Genomic DNA, 21228 nt, shown 5'->3' on the forward strand with positions numbered 1-21228 from the left:
AACGGCTTCATTTTATTGGATTGATTTATGTCTTCATTACCTTCCATCACTTGGTTGGAAACGGTAAAAAGTTACCTCGATAAACGACTCATGTGGGTTTTCATGCTGGGCTGCTCTAGCGGCTTTCCGTGGGTTCTTATCGGCTCAAACATGTCAGGTTGGCTAAAAGATGCCGGCTTGACCCTCTCCGCAATTGGCTATTTTGGTAGCGTTTTTGCGGTCTATGCGATCAACTTTCTGTGGGCACCTCTGGTTGACCGCGTGAAGCTGCCAGTCCTCTTTAGACTACTGGGGCAAAGACGTAGCTGGATTTTCTTTTGTCAAAGTATCGTACTCGTCGCTACCCTATTTATTGCCGGCGTAAATCCAGCGGAAAACTTGGTGTTTGCGTCACTACTCGCCTTGTGTATTGCAACGGCTTCAGCGACACAAGACATCGCAATTGATGCTTTTCGTATTGATACTTTCCCAAAATCAGAAGAATCTAAGCTGCCACAAGCTTCTGCAATGGCGGTCATTGGCTGGTGGACAGGTTATTCACTACCGGGTTATTTAGCGTTTGTTAATGCTGATAGCGTCGGTTGGAATGGCGTGTATTACGGGATGGCGGTGATAGTCGGCATTCTAATGGTCTTTACGATTTTAGTCGGAGAACCGAAGACTCAACGCGAACAACTTCAGTCTGCCGCTGAACAACGCCACAAAGAAGTGGTTGGTTCAAAAGTCGTAGCTTGGTTTACCGTGACTGTTGTAGAACCTTTCCTTGATTTCTTTAATCGCAATGGCGTCCGTGTCGCGATTACTCTGTTGCTGTTCGTTTTCCTATTTAAAATTGGCGAAGCGTTTTTGGGCAGGATGTCGATCGCGTTCTATAAAGATATTGGTTTTAGCAATGAACAGATTGGCTATTACTCCAAACTAATCGGTTGGGGAGCCACCATCTTCTTTACTTTTGTCGGAAGCATGTTCAACGTTAGGTTTGGTATTGTACGTGGATTAATGATCGGCGGTATTGCTATGTCTGCCAGTAACTTGATGTTTGCTTGGATTGCTTCGGTAGGCCCAAACGAGCACTTGTACTTAGCCACGATTATTGTCGATAACTTTACGACTGCTTTCTCAACTGTCGCTTTTGTTTCATTTTTGACGATTCTAACCGGGCAAGCATTTTCGGCAACTCAGTATGCGTTGCTTGCCTCTCTAGGAAACTTCGGACGGACGACTCTTGCTTCTTTCAGTGGCGAGCTAGTGGATTATCTTAATGATTGGAGCACATTCTTCGTGCTTACCGCTGTCATGGTCGTGCCAAGCTTGATTATGTTGTACTCGCTACGACATTACTTTGATGCTCTATTGGAAAAAGCACGTCACAAACATTAACGAAACATATAAAAAACCACCGAATTCGGTGGTTTTTGTTTTGCGAGATATAAGATAAGAGGTCTATGGGTATAACCCTTTACCAAACATATTAAATATACGTGCCACGCCTTGAGTAAAGATCATCGGCTCAGTCAATACGGTTAAACACAAGCAGTCTTCTCCGGTCTTAGTGTAAGGGCTGTGCTTCACTGATGCGTCTCTAATCATCAAATCGCCTTCTTCATATTGGCCATCCTCGTCACTAAATCCACCATGTAGGATCAATGTAGACTCCAGGCCTTTGTGCGTATGTTGAGGAATTTGCACATCTTCCCCGATGTACATTAAGCTGACACGAGCGTCTTCCCCTAGGTCAATCTGAGCACTGAAAACCTTGCCTCCGTAACTTCTCCATGACCCTACAAGGTCAGAGAAACGCGCTAGAGTTTTAGGAAGAGCGAAACTTTTTCCTGCCACATTAACAGCAGCAGAGTCACGGATCACGATGTTATCAGTCGCTGGCTCCGCATTGATGATGTCATTAAACATGTCGTCAAATTCAGAAACATACTCAGAAGGTATGTCACTTACGATGTTCGCTTGACTTGCTTCGACTTGGTTCACATAAGCTCGGCACTTGGTGCATGTTTCTAAATGGGTTGCGACCACAAGACCAGAAACTGCATCAATGCTTCCCGAAGCGTATGCTTCTAACAAGCTGTTATCTGGGTGTTTGTTCATAGTTGCTCCGTATGCATTGAATGCCTTAGCTTTTCTACTGCAAGCCTCAGCCTGGATTTTACGGTACCGAGGGGTATATCAAATAATTCCGCGACCTGTTGATGAGGTAACTCTTCAAGATATACCGCTTGTAAAACATCTCTCTGGTTTTTCGGTAATATATCTAAAAACTTAACCACCTGTTCTTTCAACATATCTTGTTCTGGTGAATAGTGATCAACAAGATCAGGTGGATAATACTCTGACGGCCAAATGTCATCAGAATGAATGTGTAATTCCTTACCTTTCTGTTTTCTCAGCAGATCAAAACAAAGGTTTCGGATTATGGTATATATCCAAGTCGATAACGCGCTCTTTTCACCATCATAGAGGTGCGCTTTCTGCCAAACTGTCGCCATGGTCTCTTGCACCATCTCCATAGCAACTTGCTCATTACCAACATGTTTGTAAGCGAATTGCTTCAGCTTGGGTGCGTAAAAACGGAATACAAAAGCGAACGCATCTTTGTCTCGATCCTTCACTTTATCCATGTAATCGTTCCAATCACTGCGCCCCAGTTTTTTCGGGCTATCACTCATCATAATCGGCCTTAATTTGTGGGAGGAGTCTCCTCCTCCCATTCGTCCTAATCGGTCACGTCATCGACCAACAAGTTGAAACCACCGTTGTTCCCATCATCAATGGCAACGACTTGGTACACAACACCGTTCATTACATTGACTGGTGCTGAGTCAACCGCAACAATACTTGGGTTACCAGCCACTGTTACCGTTACATAATATGTACCTTCAGCGACATATAATCCTTGTACGCTATTTTTATACGCAAAATTAGCAATAGTTGGATCACTTCCATCTATTCCTGCACTCGTAGTGAGGTAGATATCCACCATTTCCGCTATAGGATTAGCCGCCGCGTGTGTCACATTCAATGTCGCGCTAGTCGCCACAGCGCGTCTCATATCTTCAACAACCAGAGCTTCGATATCAATCGCTGGGCTGACAACACCGACTGCATAAACACTGTAATCCATTCCACCTGCAACCATTAACCCGTCAACATCTATTATCGGATTGGTTGTTGTGCCATCCACGTAAACGTCAATATCGTAATCGCCAGCAGCAAGATCCAAATAACCACGAATCTCTTTGAACGCTAAGTCGGCAAGAGGAGCGAAGGCCGCCCCGTTAACGTTGACATCGACGACTGGCGCTCCATCGACAAGGTGTCCGACTCTTACTTCAGCTTGGCTGCCCATATCTTCAATTATAGAAGAGCCCGAACCGTCCAACACCAAGAGTTTGACAGGTGACGTGCTATTCGAATCTCCTGTGCCGATAGCGGCAATCGTCAAGTTGGAGTTAGCCGCAAGAGATACTTTGCCCGAGTCAAAAGCAACGCTGTCTCCTACGGCAAGTCGAACTTGATACTCACCAGCTGGGATGTTCAATACGTCGGTAGAAGCTTTGTAAGCAAGGTTAGTTATTGGAGTCGCGCTAGCAAGAGCAACACCTGGCTCAGTGACATAAAGATCAACAGCAGGAACGCCTGAAGCTGCATGAACAACTTGAACATCTAGACTATTGGCATCAGCCATTGAATCGGCGCTGCGAGTCACAACTAAAGGCTCAACTGGGTTTGGCGAACCATCGGCATCGCCAACAACGAACACGTTATAATTGAGGTCGGAATCAAGATCTAGTTCTGTTTTAGGTACTACGGTCGCGGTTTCATTACCTGGGAGCTGTACATCGACCTGAATCGAATTCATCCCCTCTCGCAATTTAACGTAGCCAGATCCCACACCATAATCAACATTCGTTAATGATGGTTTATCGTTGATCCACACATTTGCAAGCGGCGCATCAGAAGAAGCGTGCACTGCTTGTAAATTGGAATACTCGATAGTGTCACTGTCGGAGCCACACGCCGCCAGTCCTAATGTCGCAACAATAGTTAGCGCAGCTTTATTAAATCCTTTCATATCCTTGCCTCTTTGTTAGTCGGGGCTTCTATGGCTTCTGTCAGAAATTGCAACGCAGGAATACAGTCCTCTGCGCCGACTAGCTGTTCGAACAGATTGCAGTCTAGGGGTAGTAACTCAAGCCAACGCTGAGTAACCCAAGCAGAGTCATCGTAAAAACGATGCTGGTAGAGGCTTCCAAGTTGAGGAAACTCTTCATAAACATGGGATAACTGCTGGCTTAAAAAGAAGAAATCTGGTGAGTTGTCTAGATGTTGCCAATTGTCTAACCATTCAACCTCTGCATGACGTAAGCCATCCGCATCTGCACGGACGCGTTTGACAACAAAGCGTTGCTCACCAGCAACTGTAATACCAAGAAGGCCATCACTGAGTGTTTCAAAATCAACGATCCTGACCAAAGTTCCGATAGATGAAACGTTACCCACGTCTTTAGGGTCACCTTCACTTCCTACTAGGCAAACTCCAAAGCCCACATTTTGTAGGCTGCATTCCTTTACCATTCGCTTATATCGTGGCTCAAAAATGCGCAGATTCATTTTACCTTCAGGGAGTACAACTGAAGTGAGTGGGAATAACATGACTTCTTTCATTCAAACGTCCTCTTTGATTCACGGATACATACGAATCCCTTATCACTCCGATCACTAACGATTTATGTTGGTTAATCGACTGGCTTAAAAAGTCATAAAATCGCTTACGCAAACGATCCAAATCACATATTTATTGCAATCAAATGCAACAAACAAAAAGTTCCGTAAATAAAGATAATTTCGTGACACAACTCACCAAAAACGTTCAATTTTGCACCCTTTATCACTTTCATTTGGGATTTTTATCGCTATTATTCCCGCCAATTGGAAAGCGCAGCATAGATTGCGTGTTCTGAATCATTACAAACATAGAGAGTCCCCTTATGCGTAAATCACTTTTAGCTCTTAGCCTTCTAGCGGCTACTTCAGCTCCAGTTATGGCGGCAGATTACTCTGACGGCGATATCCACAAAAACGATTACAAGTGGATGCAGTTCAACTACATGTACTCAATTGATGAAATGCCACGAGTTAAAGGCGCTGACGACAACGCTCACGATTACCTAGAAATGGAATTTGGCGGTCGCTCTGGTATTTTCGACCTATACGGTTACGTAGACGTATTTAACCTAGCGACTAAAGATAACCAAGATAAGTCAATTGAGAATGGCGCTCCTGACAAGATGTTCATGAAATTTGCACCACGTATGTCTCTAGATGCCGTAACTGGTAAAGACCTATCTTTCGGTCCAGTTCAAGAGCTATACATTGCATCTCTAATGGAATGGGGCGGTAACAACGGTGGTGTAAACAACCAGAAAATCGGTTTAGGTTCTGATGTAATGGTTCCTTGGTTAGGTAAAATCGGCCTAAACCTGTACAGCACTTACGATGGCAACAACAAAGGTTGGAACGGTTTCCAAATCTCGACTAACTGGTTCAAACCATTCTACTTCTTCGACAATGGTTCATTCATTTCTTACCAAGGTTACATTGATTACCAATTCGGTATGGATGATGATGCTGGTAACAAATTTGGTACTACCGCGTCAAACGGTGGTGCAATGTTCAACGGCATTTACTGGCACTCAGATCGCTTCGCGGTTGGTTACGGCCTGAAAGCATACAAAGAAGTATATGGCGTAAAAGACGGTCTACAAGTCGCTCCAGGTGTTGAGCTAGAATCGACTGGTGTAAGCCACTACCTAGCTGTAACTTACAAGTTCTAATTGAACCACTAAGTTTGCTCAAAAATGGCGCCTTTCGGCGCCATTTTTATTTGCTTTCCTTTTTTCCCTCATTATCCTTGCAGCAAACCTTTTTAATGAGAGCGTTTGGTGAATATCCTTATCCTCGGTCCAGGTGCGGTGGGCTCACTCTGGGCAACAAAATTTAAGCTTGCCGGGCACAATGTTTCATTGTGGGGAAGAAGTTCTGAAAGCCAACAATCACTTCAGTTGGATGACACACCCGCAATCGTATTCAGTAATCAAGATATTTCCTCCGTAAATAAAGCAGATCTCATTTTGATCACGGTAAAAGCTTGGCAAATGGAAGACGCCATTCAGCCTTTACTGCCTCATATCAACGCAGACACGATTATCATGCTGATGCACAATGGTATGGGTACCGCCTCTGGCGTGGAGAAGGCTCTGCCAAACAATCCTATCGTGCTCGCCACAACGACGCACGGCGCATACAAACCAGATAACCAACACGTACTGCATACCGGTCACGGAACAACGCAAGTGGGTGGTTATAATGACAAAGGAATGCAGTGCGCTTTTCTGCAAGATGTTATGCATCATGCTCTTCCAGAGGCCATTTGGAATCCACACATCCAATCTGCGTTATGGACTAAGTTAGCAATTAACTGCGCGATTAACCCGCTGACTGCGATTCAGCAGTGTAAGAATGGTGAGCTTGCGCAGCCCGAGTTTAAGATACAACTCGAAAGCATCACTCAAGAACTGGTTGAAGTAATGAGTAAAGAAGGTATTGCTATCGAGTTTCGCTCTCTTTTCGATACGGTAATGCAAGTGGTGAACGCCACAGCTGAGAACTATTCTTCAATGAGACAAGACGTATTCCATCAGCGTCGAACGGAAATTGATTTTATAACCGGATACTTGTTAAAGGCTGCCGAGAAACATCGCATCAATACGCCTGAGAATTTAAAACTTTACCAACGCATCAAACAAATAGAACAAAGCTGGACAGAACAATGAGTAAGAAAATCTTAGTGCCAATCGCTCCAGGCACCGAAGAAATGGAAGCCGTCACCGTTATCGACATGATGGTTCGCGCGGGTTATGACGTTACGGTAGCGAGTGCTGCTTTTGATGGCTCATTGACGATGAAAGCTTCTCGCGGAGTCACACTAACAGCCGATTGTAAACTGGTCGATATCGCTGATGATGAGTTTGACGCCATAGCGCTTTCTGGTGGTGTTGGTGGTGCAGAAATTTTTCGTGATAGTACGGTGATGATAGAAATCCTTAAGCAGCACATCTATGAGGGAAAATTGGTCGCAGCTATCTGCGCAGCACCGGCGTTGGTATTGCAACACCATGATCTTTTCCCACAATCACTGATGACCTGTCACCCGAGCTTTCAGTCACATATCCCGGAAGAGAAGTGGCGCAGCAAACGCGTGACCTTTGATATCAACCACAACCTGATCACTAGTCAAGGTCCGGGTACAGCTTTAGAGTTCGCGATGGAAGTAATCATTCAACTCTCAGGTAAAAAACACGCATGGTCAGTTGCTGAACCAATGATCCCTCTGCCTACTCTGCACTACCACAAGCTTGGTGAAGAATAATGTTTGACGTAAATGCTGTACGCGAGCAATTTCCTGCTCTAAACCAATCCGTCAACGATACGCCCTTAGTGTATTTAGATAGCGCAGCGACAACGCAAAAACCGCAATGTGTGATTGATGTCATCAGTCATTACTACAGTGCGCAAAATGCCAATGTTCACCGTGGCAGCCATAGTTTAACGGCTAATGCCACCAGCCAATTTGAAGCGGCACGAGAACGAGTGGCAAGCTTTATTGGTGCAAACAGCTCTAAGGAAATCATTTGGACACGGGGCGCAACCGAAGCACTGAACTTAATTTCTCAAACCTACGCCCGTAGCACGTTACAACCAGGTGATGAGATATTAATTAGCGAGATGGAGCACCACGCCAACATCGTGCCCTGGCAAATCGTGGCAGAGCAAACGGGTGCTAAAGTCATTAAAGTTCCGATGACATCAGATTGTCAGTTCGACATCAGTGCATTTGAGGCGCTTCTGTCTGACCGCTGTAAAATTGTTGCTTGCGCACAAATAACCAACGTAACAGGCACACGCCAACCTATCGAAAAAATCACTGAACTGGCGCACAACGTTGGCGCGGTTGTTGTAGTTGATGGCGCGCAAGGCATCGTACATGAGCAACTTGATTTATCGACATCAGATATCGATTTCTACGTTTTCTCAGGTCACAAACTTTATGCACCAGCAGGCATTGGGGTTTTATACGGCAAGCTTGAACTTTTGGAAGCCATGCCACCATGGCACGGCGGCGGTAAAATGGTTGAACGCGTTTCTTTCGAAAAAACGACGTTTTCTGCACTTCCTGGAAAGTTTGAAGCGGGCACACCAAACGTTGCGGGCGCGATTGCTCTAGCGAAAGCCATTGAGTGGTACCAAGGTTTTGACCATCACGAAGTAGAGACTCATCTCCATGCGCTTCAGGATAAGGCCTACCAAGCACTAAGCGCTTTGGATGACATTCATATTCTAGGCTATCAACCGAATGCCTCTGTACTGACGTTCGTCATGGACGGCGTTCATCACCAAGATATTGCGACGCTGCTCGATCAACAAGGCATTGCGGTACGAGCAGGACACCACTGCGCTCACCCATTGATGGATGCACTAAATGTGAAAGGCACGGTACGCGTTTCTTTTGGTATTTATAACACGGCTGAAGATGTGGATAGACTCATCGCCGCCGTAGAAAAAGCCGTCGACATGCTATAACGCCAACGGTTTGATTTGGAGTAACCAACAAGGTTACTCCATCTGCCTATCCAGAGTCGCCACGCAATTTCTGCCATTTCTTTTCGCAGCATAAAGCGCTTTATCTGCATGCGCATACAAACGTTTGGTGGTTTCATTTCTGCCTATTTCCACCACGCCTACACTCACCGTGACCGGAATTTCAATCTTTTCAAATTCGAACTGACAATTTTGAATGTGGGAACGTACTTCCTCTCCTACCTCTTTCGCCGCCGACAGAGAAGTTTCTGGCAAAATAATCGCAAACTCCTCCCCTCCGACTCTTGCAAAAATTTCGTCTTTGACGAGTAAGTGAGAAACCAAATCAGCTAAGGTCTCTAAGACATAATCCCCCGCATCATGACCACGTTTATCATTGATGACTTTAAAAAAGTCCAAATCAAACAATAACAACGCGGAGTGATAGTTCGGCTCTTGAGCTTTAATGACCTCTTCTGTGAGCTTTTCGAAAAAGACACGTCGATTGTAGATGTTGGTAAGAGCATCAATTTGGCTTTGATGGCGAAGAAGGGTTTCAACTCGGTGGCGATTGGAGATGTTGCGTGTGAGAATAAGGACAACGCGACGACCTCGGTATTTTATAGCGAGTGGGCAGATCTTGCCTTCGTAGTATAGGTCGCCTCTTGGCCCACTGTTAGCATCTATTCCCTGAATGCTGTCGGCGCACATCTTGTACTCGATCGTCACAATACTGTCTTGTTTCAGTGACCGATTTATCTGTTCGATAAACCAGTCGGCTTTATCTTTTTCAAGTACGCCGTGAAGTGTCTTACCTATCAAATTGCTTCCATCGTGATAGGCTTTTTTATCTGTTCCTCCAAAAACATCAATATAGATACCATCTTCACTCAGAATAAAAGTGGGGTCTGGCATTCCGGATAACACGTCTTGCGCATGTTCCAAGGTGAATTGCATATAGGGAGGTTCCTAGCATTTGTATCTAAGTAACCCAATCGCTTCCAAGTGTGTTTCCACATTGGGGAATAGGAGCGAGTGGGGCATATGTCTATTATCTAATATAGACAAATTTTAAATACAATTGAGTTTATAAAAACCAAGTGGGCAATATAATGAACCAGGATCAATAGAATGGTTAATTAACGCTAAAATAGTCGACCATTTGCATATTTTTTATCCATTTGCAAAAAATATCTCAACTCAGATACAAAAAACGCCAAACAGCTAGGCTATTCGGCGTTTTTTAAGAATTGGGAAAATGACTCGTTACACGGCGGTTTGCTTAATCTGCTCTACAATAGCTTTCAAGCCATTACCACGTGACGGGCTTAAATGGGAGACAAGCCCCAGTTGTTCAAAATAAGCATCAATATCAAATGCTTGAATTTGATCGGCCGTTTTTCCGTCATAAGCCGCCATCACCAAGGCAATCAATCCACGGACGATACGCGCATCGGAGTCCGCACAAAAATGCCAAACGCCATCTTGCTCTTGGCTCACTAACCACACCAAGCTTTCACAACCCGAAACGGTAACTTGTTCTGATTTCAGCTCTTCTGGCATTTGTGGCAGCTTTTTACCCCACTGAATAACCTGACGGTAACGATCTTCCCAGCCTTTAAATTGCTGCATAGTCGCTACAATGTCTTCGCTGGTGATATCTGTACCAAATGGAGAAACGGGAAAATCTGTCATGATGCGCTCTTCTTCTAGTTTACTTCTTATATTTTGAAATCAACTTCTCAACGATTCGCGATACCGCGACAAAGCCAAACGTTGCAGTTACAACAGTCGCCGCACCAAAACCGCTAGCACAATCCATACGTTTTGGGCCTTCCGCTGTCGACTTCACACCACACACTGAACCGTCTGCTTGAGGGTACTTCAGCTGCTCGGTTGAAAACACGCAATCAATACCAAACTTACGAGCCGGATTCTTAGGGAAGTTATGATGACGACGCAAGGTGTCTTTGATTTTCTTCGCTAGAGGATCTTGGATCGTTTTCGTTAAATCAGCGACCATGATCTGCGTTGGGTCAACCTGACCACCAGCGCCCCCCGTAGTGATCACTTTGATCTTATTGCTGCGGCAATACGCCAACAAAGACGCCTTCGCTTTTACGCTGTCAATCGCATCTAGCACGTAATCAAACTCTTTGCTTAAGTACTCATGTTGATTGTCTGGCGTGATGAAATCATCAATCAGATTGACTTTACACTCTGGGTTGATCAATTTGACACGCTCGGCCATCACTTCAATTTTGCTTTGGCCAACGGTGCCCGTCATCGCATGAATTTGGCGATTAATATTCGTGACACAAACATCGTCCATATCAATCAGAGTCAACTCACCGATCCCAGTACGGGCCAGCGCTTCGACCGCCCATGAACCCACGCCACCAATACCAATAACACAAACGTGTGCAGCGCGAAGAATGTCCACTTCACTGTTGCCATAAAGACGACGAGTGCCGCCAAAGCGTTGATTGTAGCTGTCAGATGCTGGGGTATCGAGTTCACGCATATTGAAGTCCAGATGATCGATAGAAAAACAAAGAGTGCGATTTATACGCACTCTTTGATGAAATGTCTAGATAAGAGGCGGTTCCTCTTTCTTGGGTCGCTATTGTAGCTTTTCTGGCGGCAAAGCCCAAGGCGCTTGAGTTGGTGAGTTTTCCAGCCCAAGTTTCCACACTCGACCAAAATGCTTGTAGTGACCTGCTTCCGTTCCTGCTCTCGCACCAATGCCATGATACAGATCCAAATGGTTCTGTTTTACCGCACCACCAGTGTCTAAAACGATCAGCATTCGCAGTTGATGCGCACCACTCCACGTACCATCAGCATTCAACAGTGGCACTTCCGCCAAGATTGGCGTACCCATTGGTAAGATAGAACGGTCACCCGCGACCGCCGCCATTGGCAACAAAGGAATACCAGCCGACCCCGTTACTGGCGCTTCCGCTTTTGGCGCAAAGAAGACGTAAGAAGGGTTTTGCTCCAACAACTCGCGCACTGTCGCATCGTCGTTGTCCATCACCCACTCTTTGATTGCTTTGAGGGACATTTTTTCACGCGGCACTTCACCACGTTCAATCAAAATGCGGCCAATACTAACGTAAGCTTTATTATTTTTCCCTGCGTACGCGAAGTACTCCAACGTATCATCATCTTCAAAATGCACATAGCCACTGCCCTGCACTTCCATCATAAACGGGTCGATACGATTAGGCGCGTAACCTAGCACCAAACCTTGTCCATCTAGTGCTCCATTGTAGATCTCCGCGCGAGTCGGACAATCTGATGAGCAGTTTGGCTTGCCATAAACTGGGTACTTAAAAATGTCGTTTGGTGTATGACGCAGTTCCATCACGGGAGAAAAGTATCCGGTAAACAGCACATTACCTTTTTGATCACCACCACCCAATTGCGCGGCTTGAATGCCAAACGCACTCAACGCACTGGTATCTCCGCTCTGTTGCGCCCACTCACTTAATCGTTGATATAGCGGTTGGTACATCTTCGCCATGGATGGTGACTTTATCACCACTTGCTCAGCTTGCTTGTTAAATTCAGTAAAATCGCGTGGTTTGTTAGACTCAACCACATCCACTTGATTGAGGATCTGAGGAAACTCACCATCAAGATATTGCTGAGCACGATCATTTTGTTGAGCACAGCCAAAGAGTAGGCTCAAAGAGATAATAGGAAGGAGTTTTTTTAACACGTGTCTTTTCCGTAAAAGAGAATAGCAAAAGGATGGCAAACAAATGCTTACGGTGCAATTGAAAAGCAACGACAAAATGTTTCAACGCTAAGCCAATCCGTTTACTCGTTGTAAATTCATTCAGTTAATGCAACATGATAACAGCGGAAGAATTACGGAATTGTCCGGATTATGTTTGGAAGTAAAATTTACTGATTGAGAGATGAAATTGTGATCATCCATATGGCTCACAGACGCAAGAGAGCTCTGCTTAAAAGACAATAATAAAAACGACTATCTTACCGCTATCCTTGCACGTCCCTCTAAACGGAATACAGGTAGATAATGTGCATTAGCATCCAGCTTCATTTCTGCATGCTGCTTACCCACAAAATTGAAGTGCCGCTCATTTGAACCCACTCGATACGAAAACGAATCCCCATCGAATTCAAAACTGGTCGCCACTGTAGAACCATTTACGGTAACACCGCGCTCACTCAACACAAATTCTTCACGAGCATAAGGCGCAACATCTTGCTCAACCCAGCGACCATAAATTGTCGATTTGGGAATGGGCGGATTAATGGTTCGAGTAATCAAATCACTATACAGCATGCACACGACAACGGTTCCAACTATCGCTATAAGCATGAGAGAACGCTCTAGCCACTTACGAAGCATTGATTTAGATGACGTTTTTGACAGATTTGAAGCAGTGATCGCAGCATTCTTATTAACAGCAGAAGACATGAGGTTCACGTATTGAGGAAAGACGCCACCATTGTAACCTTCCCTTTTAACGGGACCAAGAACCTACCTCAATATGTTTGTGCTTTATTCCAAAATTTCACCTTGCCACTCAATGAATAAAAAGGCATCATTTTAGCATAATTAAACAAAGGAATGGCTGTAGTGAAAATTCGTAGTACTGCTCTCGTAAAAGGATTCCGTCAATCAACACCTTATGTCAATGCTCACCGCGGAAAAACCATGGTGATCATGCTGGGCGGAGAAGCCGTCGCACACAAAAATTTTGGCAACATTATTAATGATATCGCCCTCATGCACAGCCTCGGAATCAAAGTCGTGGTGGTGTATGGTGCACGTCCTCAAATTAATCAGCTGCTAGAAAAACAAGACCTCACTACGCCTTACCACAAAAATATCCGCATTACGGATGAATCGGCTTTATCTGTTGTTATGCAAGCTGCCGGACAACTTCAGCTTGCGATTACTGCGCGCCTATCAATGAGCCTCAACAATACTCCGATGGCAGGTACCCAGCTCAATGTCGTTAGCGGAAACTACATCATTGCCCAACCACTCGGCGTTGATGATGGTGTGGACTATTGCCATAGTGGACGTATTCGCCGCATTGACACCGACGCGATTAATCGCACGCTCGACCAAGGCTCTATTGTGCTACTTGGCCCCATTGCGAGCTCTGTGACTGGCGAGTGCTTCAATTTATTATCGGAAGAAGTCGCCACCCAACTAGCGATAAAGCTGGGTGCGGATAAGCTGATTGGTTTTTGCTCCGAACAAGGTGTCATTGATGACAACGGCAATGCTGTCGCCGAGTTACTGCCAATTGAAGCGGAGCATGTCATCAAAACGCTCTCTGAAAATACGTCTCCTGACCTAGATTACAACACTGGAACACTGCGCTTTCTTAAAGGATCTATTGCCGCTTGTCGTGCCGGAGTGCCTCGTAGCCACTTGATCAGCTATAAAGTGGATGGAGCCCTAATTCAGGAGTTGTTCTCTTTCGACGGTATCGGAACCCAAGTCGTTATGGCGAGCGCTGAACAAGTGAGGCAAGCTAATATTGACGATATTGGCGGTATCTTAGACCTCATTCGCCCGTTAGAAGAACAAGGTGTACTGGTTAGGCGCTCTCGAGAACAGCTAGAGCAAGAGATTGGAAAATTTACCATCATCGAAAAAGACGGCTTGATTATTGGCTGTGCTGCCCTTTATCCATACCCAGAAGAGCGCAAAGCTGAGATGGCTTGCGTAGCGATTCACCCTGACTATCGTGATGGGAACCGAGGTTTGTTACTGCTCAACTACATGAAACATCGTTCTAAATCCGAAACCATTGATCAGATTTTTGTCCTCACGACACACAGTCTGCATTGGTTCAGAGAGCAAGGTTTTTACGAAGTCAGTGTCGACTATTTGCCCGGAGCCAAACAAGGGCTATATAACTTCCAGCGTAAGTCAAAAATCTTAGCGCTAGATTTGTAGCTTAACCTTAAATCACGAAGCAAAATTTAACGCTCCGCTATACCAAAACCTCAAGGTGCGGGATTCAGCTCATTAACGCTCAATCCTGCACATCGAGCTTGTTTAGGAACGAGTTTGTTTAGGAGTAAGGCCACACATAAACCCTACTCCGGACTAGCGAGTCATCATATAAACACCAACTTAGAAATACGCAAACCATTGCTTGATTTTCGTTCCAATTTTATCTTTTAAATATACATTTGGTTGGCTATACTCTGCTCGCTAGTGATTGGTTTTTAACCAATACGAATGGATCTAGGTGATGTAATGTAGCCTTCACCCTAAAATACTGGGCAATTGAAAAACTAGTTAGCTCCGTATTGCACACCAAGGACAGTTGTTAATCTGACTTTAAATAAGCCGAGACGAGCACTGTTATGAGAACAATCATTTGTAATTCGCTTCAAAGCTTCTGGGATATGGCTGACAATCAGTTTTTAGAAGGCCTAGACGTCCACTGTGTTTTCCCCGTAAATGACGCTATCCGAGATTTTATTCTTGCTTATCAACAGCAATACAAAATACGCAGCGTGTCTTTTACCAATGCGTTTGCAAAACATGCATAAAAGAAGACCGAGCCATAAGCTCGGTCTTCTTGTTTTAGTTGGTAAGCCGCTTTACTAACCCACTCGCGCGAGTGGTTTTCACCTTAATGCCTCGCTTCAGAACATTGAGTTCGGCGTAAAGAGCTAAACGCTTTTTCGCGCGGGTAATGCCTGTGTAAATCAACTCACGGGTTAATATCGGGCTAAAGTCTGGTGGCAAAATCATCAGGGTGTAATCAAATTCACTGCCTTGCGATTTATGGATGGTCATGGCGTAAGCCGTTTCATGTTCAGGTACTCGGCTCGGTAAGACCGATTTCACACTGCCGTCAGGTAACTCAAAAAAGACTTTCAAACGCGGTTCTTCTTCAGTGTCATCTCGCATGCAAATACCAATATCACCGTTATACAAACCTAAACCGTGATCATTACGCGTAACCATGACGGGTCTGCCGTGATACCAAATTTCATCCTGAACTTGAATGAACTTGCGCGCCGCGAGCGATTTCTCGATGCGTTGGTTTAGCCCAGCCACACCAAAATCACCTTCACGGATCGCGCACAGCAGTCGGCATTGGTTGAAGGTATCTAACACCGCTTTGGCTTTGTGCGTTAGCGACTCTAGCTCTCCGGTTTTAGGATCTGTTTCCTGTTGTCCAATGCGTTTGAGGTAACGACCGTATTCCTGCACCAACGTCTGCATCATTTGGTTGTAATGTTGACTACTTAGCGCGAAATGTTCGATGTCAGAAAAGTCACGCGCCCAGACGTTATCTACGCTCGCAGCAGAACCGGAGTTAACCGCTTTTGCCAACTGACCAATGCCTGAGCGAGCATCAAATCGGTAGCTCTTTTGCAGCATACATAAACTATCAGCAATGCTAGATGCACTGTTACCCGTATGGGCTAAAGTATCGAAGCCCGTCAGTTTTGCGATGGCTGACGCCTGCTCTTTGCCATAACCCAACGCATGGAACGAACAGATATCACCCAACACTGCCCCTGCTTCAACTGAGGCAAGTTGATCTTTATCACCTAGCAAAATCAGCCGCGCATGTTTCGGTAAGGCATCGACCACTTTGTACATCATTGGTAAATCGACCATCGACGCTTCGTCGATAACTAAAATATCCAAATGCAGTGGATTTTGCTTGTTGTGACGAAATTCTGCACTATTAGGAATCGCACCCAGCAACCGATGTAAGGTGCTTGATTCAGTCGGAATTTTGGCTTTTAGCTCCGGAGAAACTGGCAGCTCTTGTACCGCTTTACCAATGGACTCGGTTAATCGCGCCGCCGCTTTCCCCGTCGGGGCCACCAGCTTGATGGTTAGATTTTTCTCGTGCGTCGCCTGTTCAATCAAAGCGGCAAGCAATTTGGTTACTGTCGTCGATTTACCAGTGCCTGGACCACCAGAAATCACAGCAAATCGACGGGTTAACGCAACTGCCGCCGCGACTTTTTGCCAGTTCACGCAAGCCGAGAGTGGTACGAGTTCATCCAGTATTTGCAAATCTTGAACCTTGCGCGCATTGCTAAGCACGGAATCAATGGCGTGCCAATCCAACGATTCGCTTGCGACCACATCAAGGTGGTCACACACCAATTGTTGACGCAACACTTGGTTGCTGCTTCCCGCTTCTACTGCTTTGCCTAACGCGTTAAACAGAAAATGGTATTGGCGTGCAAATAAATGGTTGAGCAACTCGGATAATCGCGCAAACTCTTGTGGTTGCAAGTTAACTGCGGCGCCCAGCTGATTGAGCTTTTCCGCCAGTGTCACTTCATAATGCCAATAGCGATGCAGATACAGACGCTCACCATCGAACATCAAAGGCAAGGCTTCTCCTTGCGCGCCGACCACGCTGGAATTTTGTAATACTTGAATCCAGTCTATGCCTTGCAACTGTGTGTTGAGCGCCAATGCTGACTCACCAAACAGCCCTAACTTACTGGCTAAATCCGTAGATTGCCCTTGTGCATCGAACAGAGACAGACAGATATGTCCTTTACCAAGCTCACTACTGACAACACCCGCGATAAACGCCAATGCTTGACTGTCCGACTGTTCATCATGCGTTTGAGAATCAATAAAGCAGGCGAATTGGTAGTCGAGCTGACGAATAGCACCTTTGTGCGCCAAGCGTTCCAGCACTACCAAAAGACTATCTTGGTCAGAATGAAGATTGTAATTTGTCGTCATTAAAGTAGCTCCATCTGCCCGGCTTGAGTTGAGCGCGTTTCAAGTGCTTGACCATCAATCAAACGATCCATCTCTTGTAAGAAGTCTAAGGTTGGTTTCGCGGCAAAAATGCCGTGGTCACTCTGCCCGTCCATGCCGCGCAAGAACAAGTAATACACGCCACCGAAGTGCTGTTCATAATCATAATTGGCCAATCGGCTACGTAGGAAACGATGCAGTGCTAACGCATAAATCTGATACTGCAAATCGTAGCGGTGATCTGCCATCGCCGATTTCAGAGCCTCACCATGGTAGTGCGTCACATCGTCGCCAAGATGATTCGATTTCCAGTCAAGCACGTAGTATTTACCTTGATGTTCAAACACCAAGTCGATAAAACCTTTGAGCATGCCTTGCACGGTTTGGAAACCTAAATCCCCCGCTTTCGCCGACAACGGATCGTGACGTTGAATGACTCGATTTAACGCCGGCGCAGACAAAACTTCAATCGGCAGCAAAAATTCCATCTCCACCAAACGTTGCGACGGTGCTTTTTGATTCAGCAGCAAAGACTTACCATCCAACGGCGTTGCGAGTACGGTAGCAATCAATTGCTGTAAAATGGGCAACCACTCTTCATCGAGCTGTTCGCTTTCCATCAAACCAAGGATGATTTGTGTATTCTCTTCCGTCGTGGCTGGCTGAGTAAATTCAATTTCCTCAAACAGGCTATGCAGGAACGTACCCGGACGCGCACCACGAGGGAAGGTAAAAATAGAACGCTCTGGCTCCACCAAATCCGTTTCGTCTTGTTCTTCAGATGAGTCGATATCAAAACCCGTAATCTCAATCGTGGCATCATGCTCGGCGTGATGAGAGCCTTGCTTGACCAAGCCAGAATAACTGGTGATGCGCCAGTTTCTGTCGATAGGGTTTTGCAGCTCTTTCGCGCTAAGATCGTATATTTCTTCTTGTGGCGCTACGTACTTGTCTTCGAGTTGCTGCGGCAGATCGGCCACAACGACACAATCAAGCTCGTTTTGTTGCTTTGTTAAACCTTGGTACAAATCGTTAATGCCACCTTCTTGACCATTTTGAATCAAATAGCCAATCGCACTGCGGTGTACGCCAGTTGGCTCTTTGGTCGAACGACCATTGCGCAAAGGCGAGGCTCCAATAAAACACGCATAAACAGCACGCGTTAGTGCCACGTATATCAAGCGTAAGTCTTCCGCCAAACGCTCTTTGTCCGCTTGCTTCATGGACGCATCGTTGCCAGTGATATCCAGTACCGTGCGGTCATTAGCTGCATCGTAATATTTGGCTTCACTGGCTTCTCGATAGCTGAACACAAACGGCAGAAATACGAGGTCATACTCCAAGCCTTTTGATTTGTGAATAGTTACGATCTGCACTAAGTTACGTTCCGATTCTAAACGTTGGATTTGGTCATCACTGCCACCCAAACCGTTTTCCGCATCACTGATAGACTGAGCGAGCCAACGCAGCAGACCGTGATCGCTATCCAGTTCATTACTGGCGTGTTGAAGCAGTTCACCAATGTGCATTAAATCGGTAAGTACTCGCTCACCATTTTCACCCTGTGAACTCGCACCTTCTTCTAGTAATCGCTCGGCAATATGGCGTTTGCTGATCACCGCGCGCAACATCGGCAGCACACCACGCTGAACCCAAAGTTTGCGATATTCTTTGAATTCGTTTACGGCGTTTTCCCACACCACTTCATCGTTATTAAGTGCATCCAAACTTGCTGCGTCGAGGGCAAACAGCTCAGAGGCAAGACTTGCACGCAGCGCACGGTCATTTTCTGGAGTCAGCACCGCTTGCAGCAAACGCTGTAAATCCTGCGCCACTGAACTGGTAAACACACTGTCTCGGTTAGACAGGTACACGCTGGCAATACCTTGGTCTGCTAGCGCTTGTTTGATCATCCGACCTTCGCTACCTGTTCGAACCAACACTGCGATATCGCCCGCTTGAACCGCTTTCTGTTTTTCGCCATTCACCAGACACGCTTGCCCCTGTTGAGCCTGCGTCAAAATAGTTTGGATTTGGCTTGCAGTCGCCTCTGCCATTCGAGTCAAATACTCGCCTTTTGGTAGCGGTTTATCGTCCGCTTCTTGCAACCAATAGGTCAGCGCGGGTTGCTTTTGGCCACCCATAGTCCAAATGCGTTTTTCGGCATTGGGACTGTACTTAACGGGTAAGAACGGAATATCCGAATCATAGATAAATGGACTGTCTGGTAAAGCAAATACTTGGTTTACCGCCTGCACCATATCTGCGCTAGAACGCCAGTTGGTTCCTAACGTGTAGTGGGCACTTACTTGGTTACGCGCTTTGATATAAGTGAAAATGTCTGCGCCACGAAAGCCATAAATCGCCTGCTTGGGGTCCCCGATCATAAACAAACCACATTCCGGGTTGTTCAGATAAATACGGCTGAAAATACTGTATTGAAGCGGGTCGGTATCTTGGAACTCGTCAATCATTGCGACAGGATACAAAGTACGAATACGCGCCGCTAAAAGCTCGCTTTCGTCCGTATCGATAGAAGCAGAAAGTTGCGTTAGCAAATCATCGAAAGAGAGCCACTGTTTTTGATTTTTCGCGTTAGCCAGCATCACTCGACAATGTTCAATTGCATGAGCAAGCAGTGGCGCTTTTAAGCTGATTGGGTTGGCAAGAAATGTTTCAATGACTTCAAATACTGCATGCTGCGGCGCACTGCCTTTCGGTGTTTTTTCCAACAAGACGTTTTGCGCGAATTTCTCCAGCTTGTCTGGATAATCGTAACCTGTAGTTTCCGTTGCCGCCCAAGCGTTTACCGCCTCCAACCACGTCGGCAGAGACTTTTTGGTATAGCTACGTTTGTTAATATCTGAATCTGAGATTAGCGTTAAGAAGTCATCTTGGCTTTCTCGCCACTGTGCTTTTAATCCATCAATTTTTTTCAGATTTTCAGTATGAAGATCAGCCAAACTGCCTTTCATTGCTGGAACAGAAAGGCTTAACGGCGCACCGGTTAAGTAATTGCTGATGTCAGACAACAACGCAGATGGAGAGCCCCATAGCTGGCGGATTTCTCCCGCCAAAGTAAATGGCAATGGGTAGAAATTGCGGCGCCAGTAATCGGCTACAACTTGCGCTTTTAGGTGACTTTCATCGGTCACAAACTCGTTATTAAATCGGCTGCCAGATTCAAACGCATTTTGCGTTAGCATACGTTGGCAAAAACCGTGAATGGTGTAGACCGCCGCCTCGTCCATCTGACGCTCTGCCTGCAATAAAATTTCTGCGGCTTGCTTGTGATCGTCAAACTCATTAAGCAAAGGTTGGATCACCGGATCGGAACTCTGTCCACGCGCAAACGCGATTCGCGCATCATGGATTCTTGCCCTGATACGATCGCGTAATTCCGCAGTTGCCGCTTCGGTAAAGGTTACGACCAGAATTTGGTCGACCGTAAGCGGTACGCGATGCCGAGTTTCCGCGCTGCCGTGACCAAGCAAAAGGCGCAGATATAAACCTGCAATAGTGAAGGTTTTACCTGTACCTGCTGATGCCTCGATTAACCTCGCACCATGCAGAGGAAACGTCATCGGTTCTAGTGGCGTTGGTTGAGGTTGCTCTGTGCGGTCTAACGTATGTAGAGGACACTCTGCACCTGACATTTGATCCATAACGCTGAATCTCTCCGGATTATTTACTAGGACGTATCACCTAATAAATGTGATCTATAGTTAAAAATTCTATTAATATGTTTAACAAGTTGGATAATTTAGAGCTTTGTGAGATCTTTCTCACGGTTATCCATAAGACGTACCGTTAGT

Annotated in this window: 18 protein-coding genes; 7 read left to right on the forward strand and 11 right to left on the reverse strand. The window is 45.8% G+C overall.

Translation table 11 applies throughout. The features are described from left to right. The first annotated feature begins 27 nt into the window (after positions 1-27). Positions 28-1380: an AmpG family muropeptide MFS transporter gene (locus R7Z49_RS11955; protein WP_005380257.1), complete on the forward strand. Its 1353-nt coding sequence runs from the start codon at positions 28-30 to the stop codon at positions 1378-1380. 63 nt (positions 1381-1443) lie between these two features. On the opposite strand, the gene R7Z49_RS11960 is transcribed toward R7Z49_RS11955, so the two are convergent. From R7Z49_RS11960 to R7Z49_RS11975, 4 genes are read right to left on the reverse strand one after another with little or no spacing between them, the layout of a single operon-like run. Then, on the reverse strand, positions 1444-2103 hold the full coding sequence (locus R7Z49_RS11960) for a ChrR family anti-sigma-E factor (RefSeq protein WP_053306733.1): 660 nt from the start codon (positions 2101-2103) through the stop codon (positions 1444-1446). Further along, a complete protein-coding gene (locus R7Z49_RS11965) occupies positions 2100-2684 on the reverse strand; it encodes an RNA polymerase sigma factor (protein ID WP_017636022.1) in 585 nt (194 codons plus the stop codon). The genes R7Z49_RS11960 and R7Z49_RS11965 overlap by 4 nt, the downstream gene beginning before the upstream one ends. A 44-nt stretch (positions 2685-2728) precedes the next feature. Then, the gene (locus R7Z49_RS11970; RefSeq protein ID WP_085569841.1) at positions 2729-4087 is read right to left on the reverse strand and encodes a DUF4397 domain-containing protein; all 1359 of its coding nucleotides are present in this window, start codon (positions 4085-4087) and stop codon (positions 2729-2731) included. Then, on the reverse strand, positions 4084-4680 hold the full coding sequence (locus tag R7Z49_RS11975) for an LON peptidase substrate-binding domain-containing protein (RefSeq protein ID WP_017636020.1): 597 nt from the start codon (positions 4678-4680) through the stop codon (positions 4084-4086). Before R7Z49_RS11975 ends, R7Z49_RS11970 begins: the two co-directional genes overlap by 4 nt. Before the next feature lie 323 nt (positions 4681-5003). Here R7Z49_RS11975 and R7Z49_RS11980 point away from each other — a divergent pair, with 323 nt between their 5' ends. The 4 genes from R7Z49_RS11980 (at position 5004) to csdA (ending at position 8655) form a co-directional block, all read left to right on the forward strand. Further along, positions 5004-5849, forward strand: a complete 846-nt coding sequence (locus R7Z49_RS11980; RefSeq protein ID WP_005391741.1) for an outer membrane protein OmpK — start codon at positions 5004-5006, stop codon at positions 5847-5849. Between the two features lie 108 nt (positions 5850-5957). Beyond that, positions 5958-6848 carry a 2-dehydropantoate 2-reductase gene (gene panE / locus R7Z49_RS11985; protein WP_085569840.1) on the forward strand — a complete coding sequence of 297 codons (891 nt, stop codon included), beginning with the start codon at positions 5958-5960 and terminating at the stop codon, positions 6846-6848. Beyond that, positions 6845-7444 carry a DJ-1 family glyoxalase III gene (locus R7Z49_RS11990; protein WP_006742560.1) on the forward strand — a complete coding sequence of 200 codons (600 nt, stop codon included), beginning with the start codon at positions 6845-6847 and terminating at the stop codon, positions 7442-7444. The genes panE and R7Z49_RS11990 overlap by 4 nt, the downstream gene beginning before the upstream one ends. Further along, entirely contained in the window at positions 7444-8655 is a 1212-nt protein-coding gene (csdA, locus tag R7Z49_RS11995) for a cysteine desulfurase CsdA (RefSeq protein ID WP_138939025.1), read from the forward strand. Before R7Z49_RS11990 ends, csdA begins: the two co-directional genes overlap by 1 nt. A 33-nt stretch (positions 8656-8688) precedes the next feature. Here csdA and R7Z49_RS12000 read toward each other — a convergent pair whose 3' ends face one another. The 5 genes from R7Z49_RS12000 to R7Z49_RS12020 form a co-directional block, all read right to left on the reverse strand. Next, on the reverse strand, positions 8689-9609 hold the full coding sequence (locus tag R7Z49_RS12000) for a GGDEF domain-containing protein (RefSeq protein ID WP_042521375.1): 921 nt from the start codon (positions 9607-9609) through the stop codon (positions 8689-8691). Positions 9610-9918: 309 nt separating this feature from the next. Further along, positions 9919-10347 (reverse strand): cysteine desulfurase sulfur acceptor subunit CsdE, encoded by a 429-nt coding sequence (csdE, locus tag R7Z49_RS12005; protein ID WP_109169576.1) that lies wholly within the window; start codon positions 10345-10347, stop codon positions 9919-9921. 19 nt (positions 10348-10366) lie between these two features. Next, entirely contained in the window at positions 10367-11176 is an 810-nt protein-coding gene (gene tcdA / locus R7Z49_RS12010) for a tRNA cyclic N6-threonylcarbamoyladenosine(37) synthase TcdA (RefSeq protein WP_005380241.1), read from the reverse strand. A gap of 99 nt (positions 11177-11275) precedes the next feature. Beyond that, positions 11276-12379: a murein transglycosylase A gene (gene mltA / locus R7Z49_RS12015; protein WP_085569837.1), complete on the reverse strand. Its 1104-nt coding sequence runs from the start codon at positions 12377-12379 to the stop codon at positions 11276-11278. Between the two features lie 273 nt (positions 12380-12652). Beyond that, the gene (locus R7Z49_RS12020; RefSeq protein ID WP_005380234.1) at positions 12653-13108 is read right to left on the reverse strand and encodes a DUF2850 domain-containing protein; all 456 of its coding nucleotides are present in this window, start codon (positions 13106-13108) and stop codon (positions 12653-12655) included. A gap of 162 nt (positions 13109-13270) precedes the next feature. On the opposite strand from R7Z49_RS12020, the gene argA reads away from it, so the two are divergent. Together argA and R7Z49_RS12030 are read left to right on the forward strand one after the other, a co-directional pair. Continuing rightward, positions 13271-14608 carry an amino-acid N-acetyltransferase gene (argA, locus tag R7Z49_RS12025; protein ID WP_012841478.1) on the forward strand — a complete coding sequence of 446 codons (1338 nt, stop codon included), beginning with the start codon at positions 13271-13273 and terminating at the stop codon, positions 14606-14608. 416 nt (positions 14609-15024) lie between these two features. Then, positions 15025-15213, forward strand: coding sequence for a hypothetical protein (locus tag R7Z49_RS12030; protein WP_005380230.1), 189 nt, complete (start codon positions 15025-15027; stop codon positions 15211-15213). A 34-nt stretch (positions 15214-15247) separates the two neighbouring features. Here R7Z49_RS12030 and recD read toward each other — a convergent pair whose 3' ends face one another. Then, on the reverse strand, positions 15248-17395 hold the full coding sequence (gene recD / locus R7Z49_RS12035) for an exodeoxyribonuclease V subunit alpha (RefSeq protein WP_186584705.1): 2148 nt from the start codon (positions 17393-17395) through the stop codon (positions 15248-15250). Beyond that, positions 17395-21069, reverse strand: coding sequence for an exodeoxyribonuclease V subunit beta (recB, locus tag R7Z49_RS12040; RefSeq protein WP_042521442.1), 3675 nt, complete (start codon positions 21067-21069; stop codon positions 17395-17397). The genes recD and recB overlap by 1 nt, the downstream gene beginning before the upstream one ends. Between the last annotated feature and the right edge of the window lie 159 nt (positions 21070-21228).

Origin of the sequence: Vibrio sp. 1562, from assembly GCF_033340155.1 — a bacterium.
GTDB classification, from domain to species: Bacteria; Pseudomonadota; Gammaproteobacteria; order Enterobacterales; family Vibrionaceae; genus Vibrio; species Vibrio alginolyticus.